At 70.3% G+C, this 26715-nt stretch carries 25 protein-coding genes; 6 read left to right on the forward strand and 19 right to left on the reverse strand.

The annotated features are described in order from the left end of the window. Positions 1-76: 76 nt before the first annotated feature. The 7 genes from ABZ406_RS18620 to ABZ406_RS18650 form a co-directional block, all read right to left on the reverse strand. Positions 77-928 (reverse strand): type IV toxin-antitoxin system AbiEi family antitoxin domain-containing protein, encoded by an 852-nt coding sequence (locus ABZ406_RS18620; RefSeq protein WP_357762865.1) that lies wholly within the window; start codon positions 926-928, stop codon positions 77-79. A 289-nt stretch (positions 929-1217) separates the two neighbouring features. Further along, positions 1218-2399: a saccharopine dehydrogenase C-terminal domain-containing protein gene (locus ABZ406_RS18625; protein WP_357762868.1), complete on the reverse strand. Its 1182-nt coding sequence runs from the start codon at positions 2397-2399 to the stop codon at positions 1218-1220. Beyond that, positions 2399-3838: an FAD-dependent oxidoreductase gene (locus tag ABZ406_RS18630; RefSeq protein WP_357762871.1), complete on the reverse strand. Its 1440-nt coding sequence runs from the start codon at positions 3836-3838 to the stop codon at positions 2399-2401. Before ABZ406_RS18630 ends, ABZ406_RS18625 begins: the two co-directional genes overlap by 1 nt. A gap of 37 nt (positions 3839-3875) precedes the next feature. Next, on the reverse strand, positions 3876-4712 hold the full coding sequence (locus ABZ406_RS18635; protein WP_357762874.1) for an ABC transporter permease: 837 nt from the start codon (positions 4710-4712) through the stop codon (positions 3876-3878). Beyond that, a complete protein-coding gene (locus ABZ406_RS18640) occupies positions 4713-5621 on the reverse strand; it encodes an ABC transporter permease (protein ID WP_357762877.1) in 909 nt (302 codons plus the stop codon). Further along, on the reverse strand, positions 5618-6769 hold the full coding sequence (locus ABZ406_RS18645; RefSeq protein WP_357762880.1) for an ABC transporter ATP-binding protein: 1152 nt from the start codon (positions 6767-6769) through the stop codon (positions 5618-5620). Before ABZ406_RS18645 ends, ABZ406_RS18640 begins: the two co-directional genes overlap by 4 nt. Positions 6770-6774: 5 nt before the next feature. Beyond that, positions 6775-7959 (reverse strand): spermidine/putrescine ABC transporter substrate-binding protein, encoded by a 1185-nt coding sequence (locus tag ABZ406_RS18650; protein ID WP_357762883.1) that lies wholly within the window; start codon positions 7957-7959, stop codon positions 6775-6777. A 215-nt stretch (positions 7960-8174) separates the two neighbouring features. On the opposite strand from ABZ406_RS18650, the gene ABZ406_RS18655 reads away from it, so the two are divergent. Further along, positions 8175-8687, forward strand: a complete 513-nt coding sequence (locus tag ABZ406_RS18655; RefSeq protein ID WP_354941307.1) for an Lrp/AsnC family transcriptional regulator — start codon at positions 8175-8177, stop codon at positions 8685-8687. 82 nt (positions 8688-8769) lie between these two features. Here ABZ406_RS18655 and ABZ406_RS18660 read toward each other — a convergent pair whose 3' ends face one another. After that, positions 8770-8964, reverse strand: a complete 195-nt coding sequence (locus ABZ406_RS18660; RefSeq protein WP_357762887.1) for a DUF397 domain-containing protein — start codon at positions 8962-8964, stop codon at positions 8770-8772. Beyond that, on the reverse strand, positions 8955-9698 hold the full coding sequence (locus ABZ406_RS18665; protein ID WP_357763346.1) for a Scr1 family TA system antitoxin-like transcriptional regulator: 744 nt from the start codon (positions 9696-9698) through the stop codon (positions 8955-8957). The genes ABZ406_RS18660 and ABZ406_RS18665 overlap by 10 nt, the downstream gene beginning before the upstream one ends. Positions 9699-10605: 907 nt before the next feature. Here ABZ406_RS18665 and ABZ406_RS18670 point away from each other — a divergent pair. Next, the gene (locus ABZ406_RS18670) at positions 10606-11952 is read left to right on the forward strand and encodes an aspartate aminotransferase family protein (RefSeq protein WP_357762890.1); all 1347 of its coding nucleotides are present in this window, start codon (positions 10606-10608) and stop codon (positions 11950-11952) included. A gap of 188 nt (positions 11953-12140) precedes the next feature. Here ABZ406_RS18670 and ABZ406_RS18675 read toward each other — a convergent pair whose 3' ends face one another. Continuing rightward, positions 12141-12509: a DUF3499 domain-containing protein gene (locus ABZ406_RS18675; RefSeq protein ID WP_091394110.1), complete on the reverse strand. Its 369-nt coding sequence runs from the start codon at positions 12507-12509 to the stop codon at positions 12141-12143. A gap of 153 nt (positions 12510-12662) precedes the next feature. Here ABZ406_RS18675 and ABZ406_RS18680 point away from each other — a divergent pair, with 153 nt between their 5' ends. After that, on the forward strand, positions 12663-13112 hold the full coding sequence (locus tag ABZ406_RS18680) for a metallopeptidase family protein (RefSeq protein ID WP_074316962.1): 450 nt from the start codon (positions 12663-12665) through the stop codon (positions 13110-13112). Between the two features lie 201 nt (positions 13113-13313). Here the strand turns inward: ABZ406_RS18680 and ABZ406_RS18685 are convergent, their stop codons facing one another. The 6 genes from ABZ406_RS18685 to ABZ406_RS18710 all read right to left on the reverse strand — a co-directional run bounded on the left by ABZ406_RS18685 (position 13314) and on the right by ABZ406_RS18710 (position 20414). Then, on the reverse strand, positions 13314-13571 hold the full coding sequence (locus ABZ406_RS18685) for a WhiB family transcriptional regulator (RefSeq protein WP_088980572.1): 258 nt from the start codon (positions 13569-13571) through the stop codon (positions 13314-13316). Between the two features lie 459 nt (positions 13572-14030). Then, positions 14031-14360: a phospholipase gene (locus ABZ406_RS18690; RefSeq protein WP_357762895.1), complete on the reverse strand. Its 330-nt coding sequence runs from the start codon at positions 14358-14360 to the stop codon at positions 14031-14033. Between the two features lie 20 nt (positions 14361-14380). Then, positions 14381-15775: a DUF4331 domain-containing protein gene (locus tag ABZ406_RS18695; RefSeq protein WP_357762898.1), complete on the reverse strand. Its 1395-nt coding sequence runs from the start codon at positions 15773-15775 to the stop codon at positions 14381-14383. Positions 15776-15827: 52 nt separating this feature from the next. Beyond that, positions 15828-16106, reverse strand: a complete 279-nt coding sequence (locus ABZ406_RS18700; RefSeq protein WP_357762901.1) for a hypothetical protein — start codon at positions 16104-16106, stop codon at positions 15828-15830. Positions 16107-16268: 162 nt separating this feature from the next. Further along, a complete protein-coding gene (locus ABZ406_RS18705; RefSeq protein WP_357762904.1) occupies positions 16269-18812 on the reverse strand; it encodes a bifunctional FO biosynthesis protein CofGH in 2544 nt (847 codons plus the stop codon). Between the two features lie 516 nt (positions 18813-19328). Continuing rightward, complete coding sequence (locus tag ABZ406_RS18710) at positions 19329-20414, reverse strand: hypothetical protein (protein WP_357762907.1); 1086 nt, start codon at positions 20412-20414, stop codon at positions 19329-19331. 98 nt (positions 20415-20512) lie between these two features. Here ABZ406_RS18710 and cofD point away from each other — a divergent pair, with 98 nt between their 5' ends. Further along, a complete protein-coding gene (gene cofD, locus ABZ406_RS18715) occupies positions 20513-21460 on the forward strand; it encodes a 2-phospho-L-lactate transferase (protein WP_357762910.1) in 948 nt (315 codons plus the stop codon). Further along, positions 21457-22542: a coenzyme F420-0:L-glutamate ligase gene (locus ABZ406_RS18720; RefSeq protein ID WP_357762913.1), complete on the forward strand. Its 1086-nt coding sequence runs from the start codon at positions 21457-21459 to the stop codon at positions 22540-22542. Before cofD ends, ABZ406_RS18720 begins: the two co-directional genes overlap by 4 nt. Positions 22543-22660: 118 nt before the next feature. On the opposite strand, the gene ABZ406_RS18725 is transcribed toward ABZ406_RS18720, so the two are convergent. Continuing rightward, entirely contained in the window at positions 22661-23659 is a 999-nt protein-coding gene (locus ABZ406_RS18725; RefSeq protein WP_357762916.1) for a winged helix-turn-helix domain-containing protein, read from the reverse strand. 280 nt (positions 23660-23939) lie between these two features. Further along, positions 23940-24986: a hypothetical protein gene (locus ABZ406_RS18730; protein WP_357762919.1), complete on the reverse strand. Its 1047-nt coding sequence runs from the start codon at positions 24984-24986 to the stop codon at positions 23940-23942. A 39-nt stretch (positions 24987-25025) separates the two neighbouring features. Here ABZ406_RS18730 and ABZ406_RS18735 point away from each other — a divergent pair, with 39 nt between their 5' ends. Continuing rightward, a complete protein-coding gene (locus ABZ406_RS18735; RefSeq protein ID WP_357762922.1) occupies positions 25026-25643 on the forward strand; it encodes an NUDIX domain-containing protein in 618 nt (205 codons plus the stop codon). Here the strand turns inward: ABZ406_RS18735 and ABZ406_RS18740 are convergent. After that, the gene (locus ABZ406_RS18740) at positions 25612-26703 is read right to left on the reverse strand and encodes a sugar phosphate nucleotidyltransferase (RefSeq protein WP_357762925.1); all 1092 of its coding nucleotides are present in this window, start codon (positions 26701-26703) and stop codon (positions 25612-25614) included. The two genes, ABZ406_RS18735 and ABZ406_RS18740, sit on opposite strands and share 32 nt — an antisense overlap. Between the last annotated feature and the right edge of the window lie 12 nt (positions 26704-26715).

The raw sequence follows: 26715 nt of genomic DNA on the forward strand, positions 1-26715 counted from the left end.
GGGCGGGGGCGGGGGCGGGGGCGGGGGCGGGTGGGCAGGCAGGCAGGCAGGCAGTAAAGGCTGGGTGGGGCGGTGGCTAGGGGCCCAGGAGTGGGATCAAGGTTCGGATGATGTGGGTAGGCCGCCGGTACAGGTCCTCGTCCGTGAAGTGGCGCATCTGCCAGCCGTTGGCGGCGAGCCAGTTCGTTCGGGCGCGGTCGCGACGGAGGCGGACACGGTCCAGGTGAGACAGTCCGTCGTACTCCACACCGACGCGGTGTCGCCGGTACCCAAGATCCAGGCGATAGAGGGGTATCCCATTGCTGTCCGGGACCCAGATCTGCGGCTCGGGCGTCGGCAGGCCGCCATCCATCAGCACCAGGCGTAGCTGACTCTCCTGCCGACACTCTGCACGAGGATCGGCGCGTGGTACGAGATCACGTGCCTGGCAGACTCCACGCAAACGATCGTGCCGAACGACTTCGACCCTCAGTTCCTCGGACCGACAGGCCCCTACGCGAAGGCAAAGGTCCAACAGCGGCAGCGCATCCATCCGGCGCAACGACCGGGCCAGGTCCACCGCGCACCTGGCGGCGGGTGCACAGGGCACTCCGGCCAGCAGCACCGGATCACGCACCGGCAGCACCGCCTCGTGGGTAACCACGCCGCGAATACGGGGGACGCTCTCCCCCGCCGGCACGATTACGTGCACGTCGGGGCTACGCGCGTCGCCGAAGCCGTGCAGTTGCGCGCCCGTGTGGAAGCCGACGACGGCGCCTGCGGGCAGCCGCCGGAATATTGCCGGCAGGCTTCGGATCTGGTCGGCTGACGGCGCGTAGACGCTCCGTGACAGTCGGTGTAGGCGGGACATGTCGGTCAACCTGCGCACTTGTTCCCGGCTGAGGCCGGCTGCGAGTAACTCCTTGTATCGATACAGAGGTTCTGCCATGCCGCAGAAATCTGCAGCACCAGGCCACCAATCCTCGACCCCAATGATGCGTCCTGTGGATAACTACCCCTCCTGTGCACAACCCCCAGCAGCCTGCCCAACCGTGCTACGCACCGAGTCGAGCCACCCGGGTCGATCATGGAGTTGTGGTGGTGCACGAATGCCGCAATTTGGCACATCACGCCCACCACAACTCCATGATCCACGCGGTCAGCGGGCGGGGCGGGGGCGGGGATTGTCCACTGGTGACGACGGAACTGTCGCGATGCCGTCAGTCACCGGGGCGTGGTCACCGCTCTTCCAGGCCCCAGGGCGAGCCGTAGCTGGTGAGCAGGTCGAGGAACGGCATCGGGGGCAGCGCCTCCGGCCCGAGCACCCCGACACCGGCCCAGGCGCCGCTGGCGAGCAACTCCAACGCGACGACGGGGTTGACGGCGGTCTGCCAGACGACGGCCTGGTGCCCGTACTCCCGCATCGACCATTCGTTGTCGACTACGTGGTACAGGTAGACCTCCCGGGGTTGCCCGTCCGGGCCGAGGCCGCGTACCCAGGTGCCGGCGCAGGTCTTGCCACGCATCCGGGTGCCGAGCGTGGCCGGGTCGGGCAGGCTCGCGGCCACCACGTCACGGGGGGAGACGTCGACGCCACGGACCCGCACCGGTGTGACAGCGTCCAGGCCGAGTTTGTGGAGGGTCTTGAGCACCTCGATGAACTCGTTGCCGAGGCCGTACTTGAAGGTGACCCGCCGGGCCTCGACCCAGCGCGGGATGAGCAGCACCTCCTCGTGCTCGACGTTGACGCACTCGACCGGCCCGATTCCCTCCGGGAAGTGGAAGACCTCCGGTTCGGAGAATGGTTCGGTGGTGAACCAGCCCCGGTCCCGCTCCCAGACGACGGGCCGGTTGAGGCATTCCTCGATCGTGGTCCAGATGGAGAACGAGGGCGCGAAGTCGTACCCGTCGACGGTGAGGTTCGCCCCGTCCCGGACGCCGATCTCGTCGATCTCGGTGAAGAGTTCGTCGGCGGCGTACCGGGCGAACACGTCGGACAGGCCGGGCTCGACGCCGATGCCGCACAGTGCCAGTCGACCGGCCGCCGACCAGGTGTCGGCCAGCGCGAACTGTTCGTCGCCGAGTTTCACACCGGTCTCCGCGCGGGACAGTGACATGGCCATGTCCAGGTAGTCCGCGCCGGCGGCGAACGCGCCGTTGAAGATGGGCATGACGAACCGCGGGTCGACGGCGTTGAGCACGTGCGTGATGCGGTGCTCCCGGCACAGCGCGGTGACCTCCTCGGCGGAGGAGGCGTCGACCTGGGCGGCGACGAACCGGTCACCGTGTCCGGCCACCGCCCGTTGGGCGCGGACGGGGTCGTGGTCGGCGACGACGACGGTCTCGAAGAAGGTCCGTCGGGCGGCGATGGCTACGGCGGCGGAGCCGACGCCACCGGCGCCGACGAGGAGGACACGCATCAGGAATCAAACCCCAAACCGAAACGATCGAGAGTACGGAGCCAGAGGTCGCGCCGACCCTCGCGCGCGTCGGCGCGGGCCAGTGACCAGCGGGTGAGGTTGATGCCGACCGCGCGGACGGGTTCCGGCGGGAACGGCAGTGGCTTGCGGCGAACCAGGTCGAGCCGGGTCAGCGGGGTGTTCCCGCCGTCGAGCAGGTCGAGCAGCACCCGGGCCGCGAAGCGGGTGGCCCCGACGCCGAGGCCCGTGTAGCCGGCCGCATACGCCAGCCGACCGCCGTAGGCGGTGCCGAAGAACGGGCAGAACCGGGTGCAGGTGTCGATGACCCCGCCCCACCGGTGGCTGAAGCGCACGTCGGCGAGCTGCGGGAACGTGGTGAAGAAGTGGCGGGCGAGGGTGGTGAAGGTGGCCGGTCGTTGTTCGAGTTCGGGCGCGACCCGGTTGCCGTAGTGGTAGACGGCGTCGTAGCCGCCGAAGAGGATCCGCCCGTCGGCGGTGATCCGGTAGTAGTGGAACTGGTTGGCGGTGTCGGCCAGCCCCTGTCGGTTGCGCCAGCCGATGGCGTCGCGCTGGGTCGGGGTGAGCGGTTCGGTCATCAGCACGTGGTCGTAGACCGGCACCACGTACGCCCGCAGCCGTCGCAGCAGCGGCGGGAACGCGTTGGTGGCCAGCACGACCCGGCGCGCCCGGACCGAGCCGGGCAGAGTGGCGGCGGGCCGGGCGGCGGGGTCGGTGCCCACTGTGCTGGCGTGCAGGGCCGCGCCGTCGGCGCGCAGGCCGGTGACCCTGGTGTGTTCGTGCACGCGTACGCCGAGGTCGAGGCAGGCGCGGCGCAGACCCCAGGCCAGCTTCGCCGGGTCCACCATGGCCACCCGGTCGGCGTCGAACATGCCACCCAGGTACGTCGGGGAGTGCACTTCGGCGCGCACCTCGTCGCGGTCGAGCAGCCGTACCCGGTGGCCGTACCGGCGGGCCAGGTCCGCGTCGGCGGCCAGCGCGTCGAGTTGGTACGGCTCGACGGCGACGGCCAGTTCGCCGGTGCGCTCGAAGTCGCAGTCGATGTCGAATTTTGCGACGGTGGCGGCGATGGCGTCCAGGTTGTCCCGGCCCAGGCGTTCCAGCTCGCCGACCTCGTCGGGAAACCTGTCGACGCCGTTGGCGAGGCCGTGGGTCAGCGACGCGGCGCAGAACCCGCCGTTGCGCCCGGACGCGGCCCACCCGCAGGTTCCGGCGTCGACGAGCAGCACGTCCCGGTCCGGGTCGGCCTGTTTCGCCAGCAACGCGGCCCACAGCCCGCTGTAACCGCCGCCGATCACCAGCAGGTCGGCGGACTGCCGTCCACCGAGTGGCGGCAGTGGATCGGGGCGGTCCGGGCGATCGAGCCAGTACGGCACTGGTGCCGCGTCGGCCAACGCCCGGCCGGTGTCCGGGAGCGTCACGAGGGCGTCTCCGTCGGACGATCCGCAGGTGAGGACGTCATGACGGCCGACGTACGGGACGTGCCGGCCCGGCCAGCAGGTTGGCGCGGCGGGCCCGTCGACCGCGCAGCGAGCTGAGCCCCACGAGCAGCAGCGCGATGGCGAACATCGCGGTGCCGATCACGTTCACCTGCGGGGGGATGCCACGCTGGGCAGCGCCCCAGACGTACATCGGGAACGTGACGGTGGTGCCGGCGTTGAAGTTCGTGATGATGAAATCGTCGAAGCTCAGCGAGAAGGCGAGCAACGCGGCGGCCACGATGCCGGGCAGCACCAGCGGCAGGGTGATCCTCCGGAAGGTCTGCCACTCGTTGGCGTAGAGGTCCATGGCGGCCTCCTCCAGCCGCCGGTCCATCCCGGCGAGCCGTGCCTTCACGGTGACCACCACGAACGACACGCAGAACATCACGTGCGCGATCACGATGGTCCAGAAACCCTGCGGTACGCCCGCCGACACGAACAGGGCCAGCAACGACGTACCCATCACCAGTTCCGGCGTGGCCATCGGCAGGAAGATCAGCACGTTGATCCCGGACCGGCCCCGGAAACGGTGCCGGACCAGCGCGAACGCCATCAGGGTGCCGAGCACCGTGGCGACAACCGTGGCGATGAAGCCGATCTGCACACTGCGGACCACCGCGTCGCACATGTCCGAGGTGGCACACGGCTGCCGCCAGTTGTCCAACGTGAACTCGTTGAAGTCGTACGACAATCGGCTTGACGGCCGGTTGAACGACAGCGCGGCCACCACCAGGATCGGCAGCGCCAGGTAGCCGAGCACCAGCAACGCCACGATCATCACCCAGCGGTCCGCCCACCAGCACGAGAGTCTCATTTAGAGCACCTCCTCCGTGCCGGCTCGGCGGAGGTAACCGAAGACCACAGCGAGGATCGCCGCCATCAACAGGAACGACAGCGCGGCGCCCTGCGGGTAGTCCAGTCGGACCAGGAACGCCGAGTCGATGACGTTGCCGATCATGTATTCGTTCGGGGTGCCGAGCAGTTCCGCGTTGATGTAGTCGCCGCTGGCCGGGATGAAGAACAGCAGCGTGCCGGCGACCAGACCGGGCATGGACAGCGGCAGCGTGACCCGGCGGAACGCCTGCACCGGGCTCGCGTACAGGTCGGTGGCCGCCTCCAGCAACCTGTGGTCCAGCCGCTCCAGGCTCGCGTACAGCGGCAGCACCAGAAACGGCAGGAAGTTGTACGTCAGGCCGAGGACCACGGCGAACGGGGTGGCCAGCAGCCGACCGTCCGGGGCGAGCAGGTGCACGTCGCGCAGCAGGCCGACGAGCGCGCCGTTGTCCGACAGGATCGTCTTCCAGGCCAGCGTCCGGACCAGGAAGCTGGTGAACATCGGCGCGACGACACACACCAGCAGCAGGTTCTTCCACCGGCCGGCCTTCTGCGCTATCGCGTACGCCAGCGGGTAGCCCAGCAGCAGCGCCAGCACCAGGGCCAGCCCGGCGTAGCCGAACGAGCGCAGGAACTGCGGCCAGTACGCCTGCACCACGTCCGGGTAGTTGCCGACCGCCCAGGTCATCGCGTACCCGGTGGAGAGCGAGCCGCTGGGGTCGTACAGGCTGGCCGCCGCCAACTGCACGAGCGGCACACCGAAGAAGATGAGCAGCCAGGCCGCGCCCGGCAACAAGAGGAGGTACGGCAGGAGTCGGCGTCGCCCGGACCGGGCTGCCGGTGGTGCGGGTGGCGGGTGCCCCGCTCCGGTGGGAGCCAGGAGGGTCACGACGACGCACCCACCGGCTCGTCGAGCACCGGCGACGTCCGGTCGCTGTCGCCGTCGGCGCGGGGTAGCAGGAACGCGTGCCGCGGATCCCAGTACGCCACCGCCTCACTGCCGACCGCCACCGGCGTCGACGTTCCGCTGTTGGCGGCGAACACCGACAGCTCGGTGCCCCAGCCGGTGCGCAGCAGGTACTGGGTGCTGACTCCCACGTAGGAGGCGTCGGTGACCACCCCGGTGACGTGCTGATGCCCAGCGGGCACCTGGTCGGCGGAGTCGACCAGAATCAGCTTCTCGGGGCGTACCCCCAGGTGGACCGGACCGTTCTCGGCGCGCGAGCGGCCGACGGGCACCGAGAGGCGCGTGCCGTGTGCCGTGACGGTGACGTCGCCGCCGCTGACGCCGGTGGCGTCCCCGGCGAGCAGGTTGGACTGGCCGAGGAAGTTCGCCACGAAGGCGGTGGCGGGGAACTCGTACAGGTCGGCCGGGGCACCCAACTGCTCGATCCGACCGGCGTTCATCACCGCGACGGTGTCGGCCATGGTCATGGCCTCTTCCTGGTCGTGGGTGACGTGGACGAAGGTGATGCCCACCTCCGTCTGGATGCGCTTCAACTCGATCTGCATCTGCCGGCGCAGCTTGAGGTCGAGGGCACCCAACGGTTCGTCGAGCAGCAGCACCTGCGGCCGGTTGATCAGGGCGCGGGCCAGCGCGACCCGCTGCTGCTGACCGCCGGAGAGCTGGGCGGGGCGGCGGTTGCCGTACCCGTCGAGCTGCACCAGTGACAGCATCCGGGTGACCTCGTCGTCGACCGAGCGGATGCCACGGCGACGCAGCCCGAAGGCGACGTTCTCGAAGATGCTGAGGTGCGGGAAGAGGGCGTAGCTCTGGAAGACGGTGTTGACCGGCCGTTTGTACGGGCGCAGCCGGGCGATGTCGGTGTCGCCGAGCAGCACCTGGCCGCTCGTCGGCTCCTCCAGACCGGCGATCATCCGCAACGTGGTGGTCTTGCCGCAGCCGGACGCGCCGAGCAGCGCGAAGAACGAACCCTGCTCGATGGTCAGGCTCAGGTCGTCGACGGCGGTGAAGACGCCGAACCGTTTGGTGAGGTCGGCCAGGCGCAGGTCGCCGGCGGGTGCTTCGCGTGCCATCCCCGTCACGCCCCGATGACCTGTTGGAACTTGCCCTCGTACTCCTTCTCCTGCTTCTCGTCCAGGGCCATGAACACTGTGGACTTCGACAGCAGCGCCTCGTCCGGGAAGATCAGCGGGTTGGCGGCCAACTCGGGATCGATCTTCTCCATCTCGGCCTGGGCGCCCTTGACCGGGCAGATGTAGTTGACGTACGCGGCCAGCTTCGCCGCGACCGCCGGCTCGTAGTAGTAGTTCATCAGGGCTTCGGCGTTGCCCCGGTGGGTGGCCTTGTTGGGGACCATCATGTTGTCGCTGTAGAGCATCACGCCCGAGTCCGGCGCGACGAACCGCACCTTCTCGTCCTCGCCGGAGAGTTGGATGACGTCCCCGGACCAGCCGATACATGCGGCGATGTCGCCCTTGGCGAGGTCGGGCGCGTAGTCGTTGCCGGTGAACTTGCGGATCTGCCCGGAGTCGACTGCCTTCTTGAGCTTGTTCAAAGCGTCGTCGAACTGGGCCGCGGTGAAGTTCGCCGGGTCGTGCCCGTTCGACCCGAGCAGCAGACCCATCGTGTCGCGCATCTCGCTGAGCGCCGTCACCTTGCCCTTGAGGTCGGGGCGGGTGAGCAGTTCGTCGACGGTCCGCAGTTCCTTCGTGACGTTGCCGTTGTACGCCAGGCCGGCGAGGCCGGACTGCCACGGGATGGAGATCCGGTTCTCGGTGTCGAAGGGCCTGTTGAGCAGCGACGGCAACAGGTTGGCCTGCACGTTCGGGATCTTCGCCGGGTCGAGCTTCTGGATCCAGCCGAGCCGGATCATCCGGGCCGCCATCCAGTCGGTGAGCACGATGATGTCCCGGTCGGTGCTCTGGCAGGCGGCGAGTTGGTTCTGCACCTTGCCGAAAAACTCGTTGTTGTCGTTGATGTCCTCGGTGTAGGTCACCTGAATGCCGGTCTTCGTGATGAACTCGTCGAGGCTCGGCCGCTTGGACTCGTCCTTGTCGTCCACGTCCATGTACTGCGGCCAGTTCGCAAAGGCAAGCTTCTTCTCGGTGCCGGAAAGGTCCTCGCTGACACAGCCGGCTTCGGTCTGCTGCGCGCCCTTGGTGCCGCAGCCCGCAAGGCTGCCGCCCATGCTGAGCAGGGCCGCCGAACCGAGAGTGCCGGTGAGCAGTCCACGCCGGGAGAGGGGCCGGAGGGGAGTACGCATGACGACTCCTAGGGGGTCATCGTCGGCGGGCGGGACGGGGGAGGCACGCCGGCGGGAATGTCGGGAGGGTCAAGTGCCATGGACGACTGATCCTGACATGAGGTGACCTCCCTTACAAGGGATTCCGTTGCGGGAATAGCGATGTACGACGAAATACGCCAGACTACGCGGGGTTACACGCGCGACATCAAGATTCGGCACATGGGGAGCGGGCAATGACAAACCGGCAGCACGAGAACAGCAACGGCGGTCGACGCGTTGCTGTCCGTGAAGGCGCCAATCACGCTCTGCTGGATGACGTGGCCAAGCAGATCATCGAGCAACTCCAGGAGGACGGCCGCCGCCCGTACGCGACGATCGGCAAGGCGGTCGGGCTGTCCGAGGCGGCGGTCCGCCAGCGGGTGCAGCGGCTGCTCGACTCCGGCGTGGTGCAGATCGTGGCGGTGACCGATCCACTCCAGCTCGGCTTCAACCGACAGGCGATGATCGGCCTGCGTACCGACGGTGACCTGGAAGCGGTGGCGGACCGGCTGGCCGAGCTGGACGAGGTCGACTACGTGGTGATCACCGCCGGGTCGTTCGACCTGCTCACCGAGGTGGTCTGCCGCAACGACGACCACCTGCTGGAGATCCTGCAACGACTGCGCGCGGTGCCCGGGGTGCTCTCCACCGAGGCGTTCGTCTACCTCAAGCTCCGCAAGCAGACCTACACCTGGGGTACGGCCTGACCCTCCCCTGATCCACTCAGCCTCCAGAGAGTCGGGGTGTCCGGGCCGCCCTGATGCCCCGACTTTCGTGAACCCGAGTGGATCAGCGGCCCGCCGCGCCGACCGCGCCGACGAACGATGCCCAGGCGGTCGGGGCGAAGGCCAGGGTGCCCCCGTCGCGGTCCTTGCTGTCGCGCACCAGCACCCGACCGGGCAGGTTGTCGGCCACCTCGACGCAGTCACCGCCGTTGTTGCTGCTGCGGGTCGCGGTGCGCCAGCGGGCGTCGGTCATGTCCATGTCGTGGCCACTTCCCTGATCAGCTCGATCGACCGTCGTCGGGGTAACGCCTCGCCGGTGACGCTCTCCCACCTGCGTCCCAGATTAGCGACGTCGAGAGAATCGGTCACGACCTGACCGCGAAGCTGGTTGTCGAGATACGCCAATTCCGTCCCGTCGGGCAGCCGGCCCAAGACGAAGGGCCCGGCCAGACCGGTGTGCCACGGGCTGTCGGCCGGGATGACCCGGACCTGGACATGCTCCCACTCCGCCACTGCGGCGAGGTGGGCCAGTTGCCCGGCCATCACCGACCCGTCCCCGACCGGCCGGCGCAGCACCACCTCGTCGATCACCGCCACGAGCTGAGGTGGGGCGTCGCGGCACAGGATCACCTGCCGTTCGATGCGGCCCGCCACGATCTGGTCCACCTCGGACGGTGCGACCAGCCCACCGGTGCCCAGGACCGCGCGGGCGTACCCCTCGGTCTGAAGCAGACCCGGCACCAGCAGCGGCTGGTAGGACCTGAGCGAGGTTGCGTCCTGTTCCAGCTCAGCCCACGGCCGGAACCACGGCAGGTCACGGCGGCGGAACGGCTCGGGCCACAGGTCGGCCGCGTCACGTCGCAGAACCTTGGCCACCGCCACCCGGGTACGCGGATGCGGGATGCGCCCAGCGGCGAGCCACCGCGCCGCCGTCTTCGGGTCGACGTGGACCTTCTCGGCCAACGACTCAACCGTCTCCCCCGCCTCGGCCATCGCCACCCGCAACGCCTCGTTCGCCACCAGACCCTCCTACCGCTCTTCCGTGCCGTAGCTCTCCCCGCCACCAGGTGGCTGCGACGCCGCTCGATGCACGTTGCGGCGGACGATAACCACGCTGAGTGTCCGTGTCTTCGGCCTACCGGCGTGTTGCGGTGTGACGTGTTGGCGCGCATCCAGGACGCCCTCCGACCGCCCCCGAAGTGCCCCACCAACGTCCCAAGGTCCGCACCTCCCCAGTCCGCGGCCGCGCCTCCCGACCGACGTCACCTCGACCCCGCCCCGCGCCTCCCGACCCCGCCTCACCTCGACCCCGCCCCGCGCCTCCCAGGCTCGCGTCACGTCGCCTCCCGGTCCCGGCCTGAGCCAAGGTGGCCCCGACCCGGCAGCAACCTGGCCCGCGCCCTTGATCCACTCGACTTCACCAATAACGCGGTGTCAGCCACGCCCGGACACCGCAATTTCAATGAACCGGAGTGGCTCGAGCCGGCGGCCAAGAGGGGGCGCGGCCACCAGTCGGGCCCTTTAGAGCTGATGTCGTAAACGATTCGGCGGCCAGCGGGACCGGCGACGAGTCCACCCGGCTGACCAGCCAGGCCCGAAACCCAGGCGAGCGCGTACCGCGTCGACAAAGCGGCCGTGATATCGCAAACGATTCAACTCCAAAGGCCGCGACCACCAACACCTCCAGCTCTCGGCGACCGCCGACCGCCGACCCCCGACCGACCAGACCGGCGATGGTGCGGATTCCGTTGCATCCATGGCGCGCGTGCGCTAAATCCGTCGCCAACTGACCGTGATACCGCCGATAACACTTGCTTCCGAGGTTGAGACTGTGCGATAACCGTTGGCAGAGCGGCCGGCCTCACCCCTTGAACCGGCCCGACGACCGATGGGGCTCGACATGGCCAACGCCACCGACCACCTCTGGATGCACTTCACCCGGATGGCGAGCTACTCCGCCGGTGAAGTGCCGACCATCGTGCGCGGCGAGGGAACGTACGTGTGGGACGCGCAGGGTCGCCGCTACCTGGACGGGCTCGCCGGCCTCTTCGTCGTCAACGCCGGCCACGGCCGCACCGAACTGGCCGAGGCTGCCGCGAAGCAGGCCGGCGAGCTGGCCTACTTCCCGCTCTGGTCGTATGCGCACCCGAAGGCCGTCGAGCTGGCCGAGCGGATCGCCGCTCTCACCCCGGGCGACCTCAACCGGATCTTCTTCACCACCGGCGGCTCCGAGGCGGTCGAGGCGGCGTGGAAACTGGCCCGCGCCTACTTCAAGCGCACCGGGAAGCCCAACAAGTACAAGGCGATCAGCAGGTACATCGCCTACCACGGCACCTCCATGGGTGCCCTGTCGATCACCGGCCTGCCGGGCATCAAGAGTGATTTCGAGCCACTGGTGCCGGGCGCGATCAAGGTGCCGAACACGAACTTCTACCGGGCGCCCGAGCACGGCGACGACCCCGAGGCGTTCGGCCGCTGGGCCGCCGACGAGATCGGTCGGGCCATCGAACGGGAAGGGCCGGACACCGTCGCCGCGGTCTTCCTGGAGCCGGTGCAGAACTCCGGCGGGTGCTTTCCGCCGCCGCCCGGCTACTTCGAGCGGGTACGGGAGATCTGCGACGCGTACGACGTGCTGCTCGTCTCGGACGAGGTGATCTGCTCGTGGGGGCGACTGGGCGAGTACTTCGGCGCGGTGCGCTACGGCTACCAACCCGACATCATCACCACCGCCAAGGGCATCACCTCCGGGTACGCCCCGCTCGGTGCGATGATCGCCAGCGACCGGCTGATGGAACCTTTCCTCACCGAGACGGGCATGTTCGCCCACGGGGTGACCTTCGGTGGCCACCCGGTCTCCTGCGCGGTGGCCCTGGCCAACCTGGAGGTCTTCGCCCGCGAGGATCTGGTCGGGCACGTACGCGCCAACGAGGCCGCCTTCCGGGCCACCCTGGAGAAACTGCACGACCTGCCGATCGTCGGCGACATCCGTGGCGACGGCTACTTCTACGGGATCGAACTGGTCAAGGACAAGACCACCCGGGAGACCTTCGACGAGGCCGAGTCGGAGCGACTGCTGCGGGGCTTCCTCTCCACCGCCCTGTTCCAGGCGGGCCTCTACTGCCGGGCCGACGACCGGGGTGACCCCGTCATCCAACTTGCCCCGCCCCTGATCGCCGAGCAGCAGCACTTCGACGAGATCGAGCAGATCCTCCGCACAGTCCTAACCGAAGCCTGGACCAAGCTCTAACCCACCCCACCACCCCACCCCACCACCCCACCGACGCCCGCGCCGGCGCTCGACGGCGTTGATCAAGAGGTTTCCGTCAAAAACACGCCGACCGATGACCGAAACGTCTTGATCAACGCCGGGAGGGCGGGGTACGGCGGCGGGCGCGCCGGGAGGCGGGCCGGCGGGGGGCGGGCCCGCGGGGGGGGTTAGTGGTTGGGAGGGATTACTCGGAGGTGGCCGCGGCGGCCGGTCTGGTGGGGGTTCTCGGGGCGGTTCTGGTCCGGCTCCGGGGGGCGGGGGGCCGGGCGGGCGGCTTCGCGGACCGCTTCGGCCAGCGCCACCAGGTCGTCGGTGGTGGGCGGCGGTGGCTCGAACTCGCCCTCGTGTCGGACGACGTCCCAGCCCCGCGGCGCGGTCAGGCTGCGGGCGTGCGGCTCGCACAGGTCGTACGTGTGCGGCTCGGCGAATGCCGCCAGTGGCCCCACCACCGCTGTCGACTCGTTGTAGACATAGGTCAATGTGGCGACCGCTTGCCGGGGGCAGCCGTTACGGGAGCAGCGCCGTGGTGACCTCACGTGCGGCAGGGTATCTCCATTACCGGGTCCAGCGCATCGCTTCGCGTTGCGACACGCCCGTCATGGTGATCACACTCGACCGTCCTGGGCGCGCCGCGCCACGGGATCGGCGCTGCCGCTGGGCGGCCCGACACGGGCGCTACCCTTTGCCTCATGACGAGCCCGGAACACCGCCGCCCCGGCTCCGGCCGGCGTGCGCACCGTGACCGGCACGGGCGTGGCCTGCGTGGTCGGCTGGTGCCGGCCACCGTGCCGCTGGCGCGGACCAAGGCCGAGGTCTTCGACGACCTGGTCCTGGACACCGTCGAGACGCTTGAGCGTCGGTTCGCCAAGGAGTTGGCCGGCGTCGAGTTCGCGGTCGAGGACGTCCCACCGGACCTGAACGTCTACGACTCCGATGTGTTGGAGGACGGCGAGGTCCCACTGGCCCGGCTGCTGCCCGGTCGCCCGGGCCGGCAGGAGGTGCCGCCGCGGATCGTGCTGTACCGGCGACCCCTGGAGTTCCGGGCGATGGACCGTGAGGACCTCGCCGATCTCGTCCATGACGTGATCATCGAACAGGTGGCGAACCTTCTCGGCGTGGACCCGGACGAACTCGCCTGAGCCGACCCGGGGCGGAGAGCCCAGGGCGGACAGCCGAGGGCGGAGAGCGGGAAGTCGGGCGGCCCCCGCCGCCTCGACCTCACACCGCCCGGCGCCACCCCCACGTTCACGGCGCCGGGGCGACTCCGCCTCGATCTCACATCGCCCAGCATCCGCCCCACGTTCACGGCGCCAGGCGACCCCGCCTCTGCCTCACACCGTTCAGGCGACCCGCCGCTTCAACTTGCGCCGCTCCCGCTCGGAGAGCCCACCCCAGATGCCGAACCGCTCGTCGTGCCCGAGTGCGTACTCGAGGCACTCGGTCTTGACCTCGCAGCGCGAGCAGATTCGCTTCGCCTCGCGAGTCGAGCCGCCCTTCTCGGGAAAGAACGCCTCGGGGTCGGTCTGCGAGCACAGTGCCCGCTCCTGCCACTCCGGCGCGTTTCCGAGCAGGTCGGCCACCTCAAGCTGGCCGTCCATCAAATGCCTCCTTGTCGCGCACCGGCGTCATCGCCGCTGCAACCCCCCACGCGAAAGGCGTGCTTGTCCGTCCGGTCCCGTTTTGTTGCGTTCCGCGCGAACAACCCCATTCAAATTACACGCGTGTAATGCGTGCGCCGTCAAGCCAAACTTGATAATGGAGTCGCCCTCCCGACACCCCCGGCCGGCCACTCGGGCCGTCCAGCCTCGCAACCTGCCCTATCGATTCAGACCCCGGCCGAGTAACGCCCTCTCCGGCGAGTTGCCCGACTTTTCTGCCGTGGCGCTCCCCCGTCGAGTCACCGGCAGGACGGCACCAAAGACCTCCCACCCCTAAGCTGATCTTGGTGGGGGACAGGTTAACGCGGCGCGGCGCAGACTGCCCGTCCAGCTGTGGACAGCACTCACGCCCCGTCCACGATGTGGACGGGGCGCGGTGGTGAAACCGGTGCGTCGAGGTCAGCCAGTGGCCCCAAATCCGCTGCTGGGCCACGCAAACTCAGCTATCTCTCCACCATGGACAGAAATCGTGCCGGCGGGCGTACGGTCGTCCCACCAGACGGTATACATCCCGCTCGGCAGATCCGGATAGACCGCACTGTGGAAGGAGCCGTCCCGCACCCGACGCTCCCGTACCGCCGAGTGCACCCGCCGATCATCGTCGCGACTGATCTCGATCTCCCGGCCGTGCAGATCCCGACCCGTGTAGACGATCAGGGCACCGGTGTCGCCGCCCAGGTCGAGGATCACAGTCCCGGTCTCCGACGGCCCGTACGCGTGCTCGTGCATCCGCTCGCCCCCCGTGCCGATCAGGACCCCGCCGACGGGTTGTTGAACCCGTCGTACGGCGTACCCAGGTAGGGGAAGTTTCCGAGGAACGGCGCTGTCACGTCGGCGGCGCTCAGCCCCGGGGTGACAGCGGCGGCCGCAGCGTCCGGTGTGAACGTCTTGTCCACGAGCGGGACGGTGACCCCGGCGATCGCCCGCAGCGCGATGCTCACCACGTCGTCGCCGACCCGCCGCCCGTTCGGGAAACCGGCCAGGTCGCCCCCGAGCACCCCGAACCGGTCCGGGCGCCTGGTCGGCGCAATGGCGGTGTTCAGTCGCAGCATGTCCGCCTGCACGTCGCCGGTGGCGTTCGTGAAGCCGTCGATCAGCCCGGCCGGCACGCCGGTGAGCAGGATCGCCACCAGGTCGGCGCGGGCCTTCTTGGCCTTGGTGAGCTTGTCCAGGTTGGGGAAGACGTCCGGGTAGAGCGCCGGCAGCAGGGCGGCCAGCTCCGGCTGCTCGACGAACTGGGCGAAGCGCTTGTCCTCCGACGGCGGCAGCGAGTTCCACAGGTCCTTCTTGGACATCGGCACGATGACCTCGTTGAACAGTGGATTTCCCAGCCGCGAGACCTGGGTGAACGGGCCGGTGGCCGTGTCGGCGGCACCCCGGTCGCCGAGCACCCGCACCTGCCGGCGCGACGCCGACGTCCACACCCCGATGACCGATGCGCGGTCGCCGGCACCGTACCGGTTGGCGCGCCGACGCACCCGCTCCAGCGGCACCTGCACGGCGATGCTGTGCACGTTCATCCGGTCCGTGGCGTTGACCGGCTCACCCTCGGCCTTGAAGATCTTCTTCCCGGCGACGTGCAGCTGTTGAAACGGCCGCAGCGTGCCAAGGTCGAAGATCGCCCCGAGGTCGACGAAGAACCCGTCGGCGCGCTGCCCGGCGAAGACCCGCTCCCCCGTGGACAGCGAGTAGGTGGCCTGCCGTACCAGGTCCGCGTACTTGGGGGTGGACAGCGGGCCGACGTTGCACGGCGGGCACGGCAGCCTGTGCGCCAGCCGGTGCTCACGGCCGTCGGCCACGCGGGTCAGGCTGTAGAACTGCCGCCGGTTCCAGTTCTTGCTGTCCAGCGAGTCGATCGGGCCGGTGTTGTAGAGAAAACTGTTCGGGTTGGTGATCTCGGTGGTGAATTCGAACCGGTAGGTGACATCCGGACGGCCGTCGCCGTCGTTGTCGATATGGATCTCGTAGCGCACGTCGTCACCGAACTCGAAGAAGTTCGGGCCCCCGGAGGGAAGCTGCAACGGCACGTAGTTGGCGATCAACGTGACCGTGTCGCGTTTGTCGGGGCTGACGAACGCGTACAGGTCGGAGCTGTCGGCGACCGGATCCTTGGCTATCTCCGGGGCCTCGCGGTGGGAAGACATGACGGACCAACCTCACTGGGCGGGGACAGGACGGTGGGGCGCAGGGGGCGGGTCAGCGCCGGGCGGCGCGCCGCAACCGGTCCGCCAGGCCACGGTCGCGTACCTCGATCCGCTTCTCACCGACGAAGACGTCCATCGTTCCGGAGTCGGCGTCACGCAGGTGCACGACAATCGGTTCGTCGGCTCGACCGGCCGCGCCGGGGGCATTCTGCGCGGCCGACAGGCCCGGCACGGTGAGCGCGGCGGCGCCGAGGGTGGCGCTGGCCGCGGCGGTCAACGTCTGCCTGCGGGTCAGTCGCGGCCACTGCCGCTTCCGCTGATCACTGGTCATGGGCAACCTTTCCGGCGGTGGCGCGAACGCGCCCGCGGAGACGGACGGGTCCGGTGCCGTCTCACGACGCCGCCGGGCCCCTGAGGGGACACCGGTGGCGGTCCTCGCCACGACCGCCACCGGCACCGCGTGGTACGGCCAGTGGCGGGGAAAGGTTCGACGTCAGGGCCGGGCGTGACCGTACGCAGTCGACCGCTTGCGCGCCGGACGTCCGGCGGCCTTCGCGATGGCCCGCAACTGCTCCTCGGTACGCGCCGAACCGTTGTCGGAACCGGCCATCCGGGAGATCGTCTCCTCCATCAGCGTGCCGCCGAGGTCGTTGCAGCCACCCTGGAGCATCGCGACGGTGCCCTCGTCGCCGAGCTTCACCCACGAGCACTGGATGTTGTCGATCCGGCCGTGCAGCAGCAACCGGGACATGGCGTGCACCGCCCGGTTCTCCCGCCAGGTCGGCCCGGGTCGGGCGATACCCGCCAGATAGATCGGAGCATTCGTGTGCACGAACGGCAACGCCACGAACTCGGTGAACCCGCCCGTACGGTCCTGCACCCCGGCCAGCACCCGGAAGTGCGCCAGCCACTGCCCGGGGTGGTCGACGTGGCCGTACATCATCGTGGAGCTGGACCGGATGCCCAGCTCGTGGGCGGTGCTCACCACGTCGACCCACGCGGCGGCCGGGAGTTTGCCCTTGGTCAGCACCCAGCGCACGTCGTCGTCGAGGATCTCGGCGGCGGTGCCCGGGATGGTGTCCAACCCGGCCTCGCGCAGTTGGAGCAGCCACTCACGGACCGGCACCCCGGCCTTCGCGGCAGCGGTGACGATCTCCATGGGCGAGAACGCGTGCACGTGCATCTCGGGCACCCGGGCCTTGATGGCGCGCACGATGTCCGCGTACCCGGTGACCGGCATCTTCGGGTCGATGCCGCCCTGGAGGCACACCTCGCTGGCACCGGCCGCCCACGCCTGCTCGGCCCGGTCCGCCACCTGCTCCACCGAGAGCCGGTATGCGTCGGCGTCCCGCTCCCGCTGCGCGAAGGCACAGAAGCGGCAGCCCACGTAGCAGACGTTGCTGAAGTTGATGTTGCGGTTGACCACGTAGGTGACATCGTCGCCGACCGCCGCGCGGCGCACGTCGTCGGCGAGGCGGCACAACTCGTCGAGCGCCGGCCCGTCCGCGCCGAACAACGCCAGGGCGGCATCGGCGTGCCGGGGTTCGAGCAGCGCCGCCGGGTCGTCGGCGGCCAACCGCAACCCGGCCGTCACGTCACCGTCCGCGCCACTCCCGGCCGGTGCCAGGGGTACGCCCACCCGGCGGGCCGTCGCCTCCGGGGTGACCTTGCCAGCGACCTCGGACCAGTCGCCGTACACGCTGTCGAAGTCGCCGCGCCGGTCATCGGTGCGGCCGGTGGTGTCGATGGTGGCGTGCAGGTCGACCCGACCGCCGAACACCTCCTCCGGCTCCTGCCACGGTCGCCCCTGCGGCAACGCCGACTCGACAGCCATGCCGGTGCTCGGGTCGGCCAACGCGCTGACGTGCGGCAGCAGCCGTGGATCGAGCCACGGGTCCCCCGCACGCACGTACTCGGGGTAGATCGTCAGCCGCTCCCGCAACGTGAAACCGGCCAACTCGGTGTGCCGGGCCAACTCCTCGATCTGCGGCCAGGGGCGCTCCGGGTTGACGTGATCCGGGGTGAGCGGCGAAACGCCACCCCAGTCGTCGATGCCCGCGCGCAGCAGCAGCTCGTACTCGCCGGCGATCAGATTCGGCGGGGCCTGGATCCGGGCCTTCGGGCCGAGCAGCAACCGGGCCACCGCCACCGTCGCGGCCAGGTCGTGCAGCTCCGCGTCCGGCATGCCGCGCATCGCCGTGTCCGGCTTGGCGCGGAAGTTCTGCACGATCACCTCCTGGAGGTGGCCGTACTCCCGGTGCGCGCGGCGGATCGCGAAGAGCGCGTCCACCCGCTCCACCGAGGTCTCCCCGATACCGATCAGGATGCCCGTGGTGAACGGCACCCCCACCCGGCCCGCGTCGTCGAGCACCCGCAACCGGACCGCCGGCTCCTTGTCCGGTGAACCGAAATGCGGGCCACCCGGCTCCGACCACAGCCGCGTCGCCGTCGTCTCCAACATCATGCCCATGCTCGGCGCGACCGGCTTGAGCCGTTGCAGCTCCGACCAGGACAGCACCCCCGGGTTGAGATGCGGCAACAGACCCGTCTCCTCCAACACCGCCACCGCACAGGCACGCAGGTAGTCCAGGGTCGAGTCGTAACCGCGCTCGTCCAACCAGGTCCGGGCCGCCGGCCAGCGTTCCTCCGGGCGGTCACCCAGGGTGAACAGCGCCTCCTTGCAACCCTGCGCGGCACCGGCCCGGGCGATCGCGAGAACCTCGTCGCGATCCAGGAACGGCGCCGGCAGCCGATGCGGCACAGTCGCGAAGGTGCAGTAGTGGCAGCGGTCCCGACAGAGCCGGGTCAACGGGATGAAAACCTTCTTGGAGTACGTGACAACACCCGGCCGCCCGGCGTCACGCAACCCGGCGTCCCGGACCCCACCGGCGATCCGGAAAAGTTCGTCGAGCACGTCGCCGCGGGCGGAAAGCAGAGCCGCCGCCTCGTCGACGTCCAGTGCCCGCCCGTTCGCGGCCCGGCCCAGGGCCCGCCGCACGCTCGCGTCGCTCGGGCCGGAGTGGGTGCGATCAACCATCCACCCACCCTATGCGCAGCGCGAAGACACCCCACCAGTCCCCACCACGCCCGCCCCAACCCTGCACCCCGCCGCACCCTCAGCCCCGCGCCCCGAGGCTGATGTCCGAGCCCAAGCCCGAGCCCCAAGCCCGAGCCCCGAGCTGCAAGCCCGATGCCCCAAGCCCGGAACCTCGAGCCCCGCGCCATTTGCCGGTTCTCAATGCCCCGTGCCCGTGCCCGTGCCCGTGTCCCGCGCTGCAAGTCCCATGCCCTATGCGCGCGCCCTGCCGGCACCGTCGAGCCTCACGCCGCGCCGTCACCCTCATCCTGGGCGCGCCGACCAGCCGTGCCACGTCGATCAAGGAGTTGTGGTGGGCAATAAAACGTCACTTTAAGGCCCAAATCCGGCACCACAACTCCATGATCGACGCACCTGACGCGCCCTCACTTCGCGATCTTGCAGTTTGTGTCGCGACTTAGGGGGCAGTTCGCTCATTTCGACCACCGAAAGCGCAAGATCGACGCGATCTTGGGGTCAGCGCGGCTGGTCCGGGTGGTCGTTGGGCCTGATGTGTTGGGTGCGGTCGGTGTCCGCGTCGGTGGGGTGGGAGATGACCTCGGTCGGGTCGGCGGACTGGCGCGGGATCGCCTGAGTCGGGTCGGCTGACGGCGGCTGCCCGAACGGCGGCGCGGCCGGGGACGGCGGCGACGACTGGGGGGCGGGGTTCGCCGGGGGCGCTGACTGCGGTGCCTGGAACGGCGGCGCGGACTGCGGGACCGACGGCGACGACTGCGCGTGCGGCGGGGCCGACTGTGGGAACGGCGACGACTGCGGGACCGACGGGGACGGCGGCGCGGACTGCGAGACCGACGGCGACGACTGCGGGAACGGCGGGGCCGACTGCGGGAACGGCGGGGCCGACTGCGGAGCCTGGAAAGGCGGCGACGGCTGACCGTACTGGCCGGACTGCGGGTAGGCGCCCGGCTGGCTGGACTGTGGGTAGGCACCCGGCTGGCCGGGGGCGGGCCATCCCCCCTGGGGCTGACCACCGGGCTGGCCCGGGGCCGGCCAACCGCCCTGCTGCTGCGGCCACCCCGGCTGCGGCTGCCCGTAGACGCCAGGCTGGGGCTTGGGTCGCGGCACGTAGTAGTGGGCGCGCCAGATGGTGTAGACCACCCACGCGGCGACCGCGAAGATCACGATCCAGGCGAAGCGGGTGAGCACACCGAGCAGCGCGTCGAGGATCTCGGCCTCGGCCAGTCGCCCAACCGTCCAGATCAGCATGGTCAGTGTGCCGAACAGGGCGCTGACCGCGTACTCGACGACAGCCGCCTGTGTGATCAGCTTCGCCTTCGCGACCACCGGCGAGATGTGCGTGGCCAGCAGTACCGCCAGCAGTGGGAGACCCACCGCCTCCATCCCGACGAACGCGAAGAAGGCGTTGCCCGCCCGATCGGTGAAGGAGCTGTAGTCGTTCGGGGCGATCAACCGGAGCAGGCCCACGAAGAGGAACACGGCGTTGGCGCCGAGCAGCGCGAGCGCGGCGAGCTCCCGTAGCGGCTTGGTCAGCTGGCGGGCCTGCGACGCGTCAGCGGACGCGGGCTCGGCGGGGCTGGTCACGAACTCCCCCTCGGGGCGTGGACGGACAGGGCGCACGTGAGCCTAGTCTCCCGGGCCACCCACGGATCGGAGGCGTCACGTGCGCGAGGATGGTCGACATGCGCATCGTGGTTCTGGCCGGCGGCATCGGCGGCGCCCGGTTCCTGCTCGGGGTCCGGGCGTACGCCCGTGACGTCGGCGCGGAGGTGACCGCCGTGGTCAACGTCGGCGACGACCTGTGGTTGCACGGGTTGAAGATCTGCCCCGACCTGGACAGCGTGATGTACACGCTCGGCGGGGGTGCCGACCCGGAACGGGGCTGGGGGCGGGTCGGCGAGAGTTGGACGGTCAAGCAGGAGTTGGCCGCGTACGGGGCGCAGCCGAACTGGTTCGGCCTTGGTGACAAGGACATCGCCACGCACCTGGTCCGCAGCACGATGCTCAACGGCGGTTACCCGTTGAGCGCTGTCACCGAGGCGTTGTCCAGCCGTTGGGAGCCGGGTGTACGCCTGTTGCCGGCGACGGACGATCGTCTGGAGACCCACGCCGTGGTGGAGGACGACGAGGGTCAGCGGGCCATCCACTTCCAGGAGTGGTGGGTGCGGTACCGGGCCGACATTCCCACCCAGCGGTTCGTGTTCGTCGGCGCGGAGACGGCGAAGCCGGCGCCCGGGGTGCTGGACGCGATCGCCTCGGCCGATCTGGTGCTGATCGCGCCGAGCAACCCGGTGGTGAGCGTCGCGCCGGTGCTTGCCGTACCGGGGATGCGGGAGGCCGTGGCGGACGGCCCGGCGCGGGTGGTGGGTGTGTCCCCGATCATCGGCGGCGCGCCGGTGCGGGGGATGGCCGACCGGTGTCTGGCGGTGCTCGGTGTCGAGTGCAGCGCGGCGGGGGTGGGTCGCCTCTACGGTGGCCGGGCCGCCGGCGGCCTGCTGGACGGTTGGCTGGTGGCCGAGGAGGACGCGGGCGCTGTGGTGCCCGAGGTGACGGTCCGCGCGGTGCCGCTGCGGATGACCGACGAGGCGGCGACGGTGGCCATGGTCCGCGCCGCGGTGGAGTTGACGTGAGGCTGGAGATTCTGCCGGTGCTCGGCATCGGCCATGTGACAGAGGGCGACGACCTGGCGGCGGTGATCGCGACCGCCGCGCCGTGGCTGCGCAACGGCGACGTGCTCGTGGTGACCAGCAAGATCGTGTCCAAGGCGGAGGGCCGGCTGGTCGATGTGCCGGCGGACGGGCCGGAGCGGCTGGCCGCACGGGACGAGGTCCTGGCCGGGGAGACCGCCCGGGTCGTCGCCAGCCGGGGGGCGACCCGGATCGTGCAGACCCGTCACGGCTTCGTGATGGCGTCGGCGGGGATCGACGCGTCGAACGTGGACAAGACCCAACTGGTGCTGCTGCCGGTCGACCCGGACGCCTCGGCGCGGGCTCTGCGGGACGCGCTGCGGGAACGTTACGACCTGGACGTGGCGGTGATCATCAGCGACACGATGGGCCGGCCCTGGCGCAACGGGCTCACCGACGTGGCGCTCGGCGTGGCCGGGATGCCGGCGATCCGCGACCACCGGGGTGAGATCGACCCGTACGGCAACGAGTTGCAGTTGACCCAGATGGCGGTGGTAGACGAGCTGGCAGGTGCCGGCGAGCTGATCAAGGGCAAGTGCGATCAGGTGCCGGTCGCTGTGGTGCGGGGCTACCTGCCCGCCACTGATCAGGATGACGCCGGGGGCGCTCGGGCGTTGATCCGCGACGCGGCCCAGGACCTCTTCTCGCTCGGCACTGCGGAGGCCCGCGCCGCCGCGCTGACCGACGCCGCAACCCTGGCCGACGGTCCCGGTCCGACGCCTGCCGACCTGGGCGCGGTACGACGGGCGATCGACACTGTCGCCGAGGTGGTCGCCCCCGGCACGGTCTTCACCCTTGTCGACGAGGCCGAGGTACGCGCGGGTCTGGTCGCCGAGATGCCCGGTTGGCCGGACGGCGCCACCCTGCTGCTCGGCTCGGCCCCGACGCCCGTCGAGCCGATCGGGCTGGTCCGCTTCGGCGCCGACCTGCACCGGCTGCGCGTCGCCCTGGCCGCCGAGGGCGTCGGGTCGACACTGTTGCCGCCGCCACCTGGCAGCCCGGCGAGCGCGGCACTCGCGCTCTGAAGGCCGGCGAGCACCCGTGGGCTGAAGACCGGCGGGCGCAGCGCCGGCGCTCGCTTTCGACGTCGGCGGGCGCTGTGCGGTGCGTGTCGCGGCCCCGCCCGGTGACGGGACGGCCGGGTCACGCGTCGAGCATCGCCCGGCCCAGCGGGGTCAGCGTGTGCAGCACGCTGTTGCGTTCGCGGTGGCTGACCAGCAGGCCGGCATTGCGCAGCACAGTGGCGTGCTGGCTGGCCGCCGCCGGTGAGATGTTGAGCTGGCGGGCCACCTCGCCGGTGGTGCAGCCCTCGTCGCTGGCCTGCAACACCGCAGCCCTGGTCCGGCCGAGCAGGGCGGCGAGTGATTCGCGGGCCGCACCGGACGCGTACCCACCGCCGGCGTCGGGCGACACCAGTGCGCCCAGCCGGTCAACCGGGTAGACGAGCACCGGTGGCAGCGCCGGGTCGAGCAGTGCGACAGGGGTGGCCGCGCAGAAGAACGACGGCACCAGCAGCAACCCACGGCCGTCCAGGTGCAGCTCCCGGCTGTGCGGATAACTGCGGACCTCCAGCACCCCGTTCTCCCAGCGCATCGCCGGCCGGAGGCTGGTGAGCAGGCCCTGGACACCGCCGTCGAGCAACGCCCGCGCCCGTCGCGTGCGGTCCGCCGCCACGGCAGCCTGGATTCGACTCCAGTACGGGGTGAGCGCCAGCGACCGGTACTGCTTCATCGAGTCGGCCAGGTGGTGCAGCGCCGACACCTCACCCCGGGCCAGCGCGGCCGCCGAGGAGGGGAGCTGATTCTCGGCGGCCAGCACGCTCAGGTCACGGTGCAGCAGTTCGGCGGGCGTACGGCGCAGCGCGTCCAGCCCGGCCTCGAAGCCCTCGACGCTCGCGTACGGGGTGAGGAAGTCGGGGAAGTAGCCGCGCGGCGGGTTCAACGAGAAGAGCAGGCGGAGCTGCTCGGAGGCGGCGTCCTGGCGCAGTTCCTGGGCGACGCTGCGCCGCCAGTTGGCGGTCAACGGGTCGCGGGTGCGGCCGCGCAGCACGTGCAGGCTGAGGACCAGCTCCCAGACCGGGTCCGCCGCCGGCGCCACCCGGGTCCGGAGGATGTCCTCCCCAGAAAAGTGGATCTTCAGCATGGAGCACTCCCGTGTCGCCAGCAGGGGGATGCCGGACGACCGTTCGACTCTACCTGGCCGGCAGTAATCTCCATCTTTAAGCCTGGGCTGAAAAACCTCGACGCTTCCGGGGGCGGTTCGGCATGCTCTCCATGCCCGAACACGGCGCCGCGCGTCCTTGACGCTCGCGCTGCCGGGGGCACCGGGACCGGGGAGGCCCCGGTGATCGGACGGCACCACGAGGGTCTGCGGCCCTTGCTCCGCAGAGGTGCCGTCCGGTCATCCGCCCCGAGCGTCCACTTCAGCCGACCCAGAGCGCGACCCGATGGTCCTCGTCGGTGACGTAGAACGGTCGCCCGTCCAGCTCGGCCACCCCCTCGACGTGGTGGAACGGCGCCAGGTCCGCCACCTCCTCCCCGACCAGCCGACGCTCGTCGCCGGCCGGGTCGGCGGGCAGCCGGAAGCGGACGTGCCGGGAGGTGACCTTCCCCCCGTCCGGGTGGTCGTCGAGCAGGACCGACCCCTTGCCCAACGCGTCGATCGAGCCGATCACGGCCGCGTACCCGCCGTCCACAGTCGGAGTGATCGCCCGGAAGCCGGTCAGCTGCCCCGGCGGGGTGACCCCGGTCAACACGTACGCGCCCACCGCCCGCGGCCACTGCCGGACGGCGGTGAACATGCCCGGCACACCGGCGACCTCGACCAGGATGGGCTCGCCGGTGTCGGTGACCGGGAAACGCAGCCCGAGCAACACCGTCCCGGCCGGGGTGAAGGCCGCCGCCTCGACGTTCAACGGCAGGTCGTCCGGTGCCAACCGGCTCACCCAACGCTTCTCCCGGACGGTCCCCCGCGCCAGCGTCTCCACGATGAACCGTTCCCGCACCCGCTCCCCCGCCGGCAGGAGGGTCACCGGAGACGCGGCGAGGGCGTCGTTCACCGCCCGGTGCAGTCGGAACGAGTTACGCACCACGTGCACCGGCACCGGCCCGGCCGCGGCGTCGTCCTCGCGGAACCGGGCCACGAAGGCCCGCCGAGGTCGCAGCGGTCCAGCCTTCGAACCGAAGTGGGAGCCGAAGACGTACACCCAGCCGTCGTGGTGGGCGAGCGCCTCACCGTCCTCGGTCCGCCCGTTCTCCACACCGGCGTCCGCCCGTACGTGGCGGGCCGTCCACTCGCCGTCGTCGCGTTCCAGCAGCAGCGCCAGGCAGCGCTCGACCGGCCCCTCGTCGAGCACCGTCCAGAAGCCCCGCCGGGCACCGTACGCGCGCAGCAGCGCCGCCGACCGCACCGGCAAAAGATCGCTGGCCTCGTTACCGGCCACCACGAATTCGACGAGTCGCACTGTCATCGCGCCAGCGTACGAAGCGCAGGCTCGTACAGTGGCGAGGTGCCCGACACCGTGATCACCGGCCCCCCCGTCCAACCCACCGACCCCGAGACGTACGCGGCGCTGCACGCCGACACCACAGCGGTGCTGGAGGGCTGGCAACCCACCAGCCCGGACGCGGCACGTGCACGGGATCGCACGCTCGCGCTGCTCACCGCCGGGCCGGTCGCGATGAGCCGGCAACACCGTCCGGGGCACATCACGGCCAGCACGCTCGTGCTCGACTCCACCGGTTCCCGGGTGCTGCTCTGCCTGCACGGCAAGTTCGGGCGATGGGTGCAGCTCGGCGGGCACTGCGAGCCGACCGACCATACCCTTGTCGCCGCCGCGCTCCGCGAGGCCACCGAGGAGTCCGGCATCGCCGGCCTGCGCATCGACCCGGTGCCGATCGACGTGGACGTGCACGAGGTGCAGTGCCAGGGCGGCTCGGTGCATTACGACGTCCGGTTCGCCGTGCTCGCCCCACCGTCGGCGGTGGAGCAGGTCAGCGACGAGGCCGAGGCGCTGGGCTGGTTCCCACCGGACCAGCTGCCCGAGCCGCTGGCCGGCGGGACCGCACAACTTGTCGCACCGGCCCTCGCCGCTCTCAGACGTAGCCCTCTTCGCCTCGCTCCTTGAGCTCGTCGACAAGGGATTTGACGTCCTGCGCCCGGTCACGCGGGCAGACCAGGACTGCGTCCGGGGTGTCCACCACGATCAGGTCGCGCAGACCGAGGACCGCCACCAACCGGCCTGACTGCGGCACGACCACGAGGTTGCCGCTGTCCCGCAGCAGCACGCCCGGCTTGGCCTCCGTGCCGAGGACCACGTTGCCCGCCTCGTCGGCCGGCAGCACGTCGCCCAGGGTGTGGAAGTCCCCGACGTCGTTCCAGCCGAAGTCACCGGGCACCGTCGCTACCCGACCTGCGGTGGCCGCACCCTCCATCACCGCGTAGTCCACCGAGATCTTCGGCAGGGTCGGCCAGATCGCGCCCAGGACCTCGTCCTGCTCGGGGGTGCCCCAGGCGGCGGCGATCGCGGCGACGCCGGCGTGCAGCGCCGGCTGCTGGCGGGCCAGCTCGGCGAGGAAGACGTCGACCCGCCACACGAACATGCTGGCGTTCCACAGGTGCCGGCCCGAGCGGACGTACGCCTCGGCGACCTCGGTGGCCGGCTTCTCCTTGAACTCGGCCACCGGCCGCCACGGCACACCCTCGGTCGGGTCGCCGGTCTCCAGGTAGCCGTAGCCGGTCTCCGCGCGGGTCGGGGTGATGCCGACGGTCATCAGCAAGCCCTGCTCGGCGCCCCGGACCGCCTCCTGGACGGTGCAGACCCAACTGTCCGGGTCGCGGATCAGGTGGTCGGCCGCGAAGCTGCCCATCACCGCGTTCGGGTCGCGTGTCGCGATCACCGCGGCGGCCAACGCGATCGCCGCGCAGGAATCCCGGGGAGAGGGCTCGACCAGGATGTTCTCCTCCGGCACCACGGTCAACTGCCGGGCCACCGCGGTGACGTGCGCAGCACCGGTGACCACGAGGGTCCGGTCCGGTGTGGTCAGCGGCGCGAGCCGTTCCACTGTCGCCTGGAGCAGCGAGGCGCTGGTCCCGGTCAGCGGGTGGAGGAACTTGGGATGGCCAGCGCGGGACAGCGGCCACAACCTCGTGCCACTGCCACCTGCCGGAATGACCGCATAGAGCATCCGCACATCATG

The organism is Micromonospora sp. NPDC005710 (assembly GCF_040630995.1).
GTDB lineage: Bacteria > Actinomycetota > Actinomycetes > Mycobacteriales > Micromonosporaceae > Micromonospora.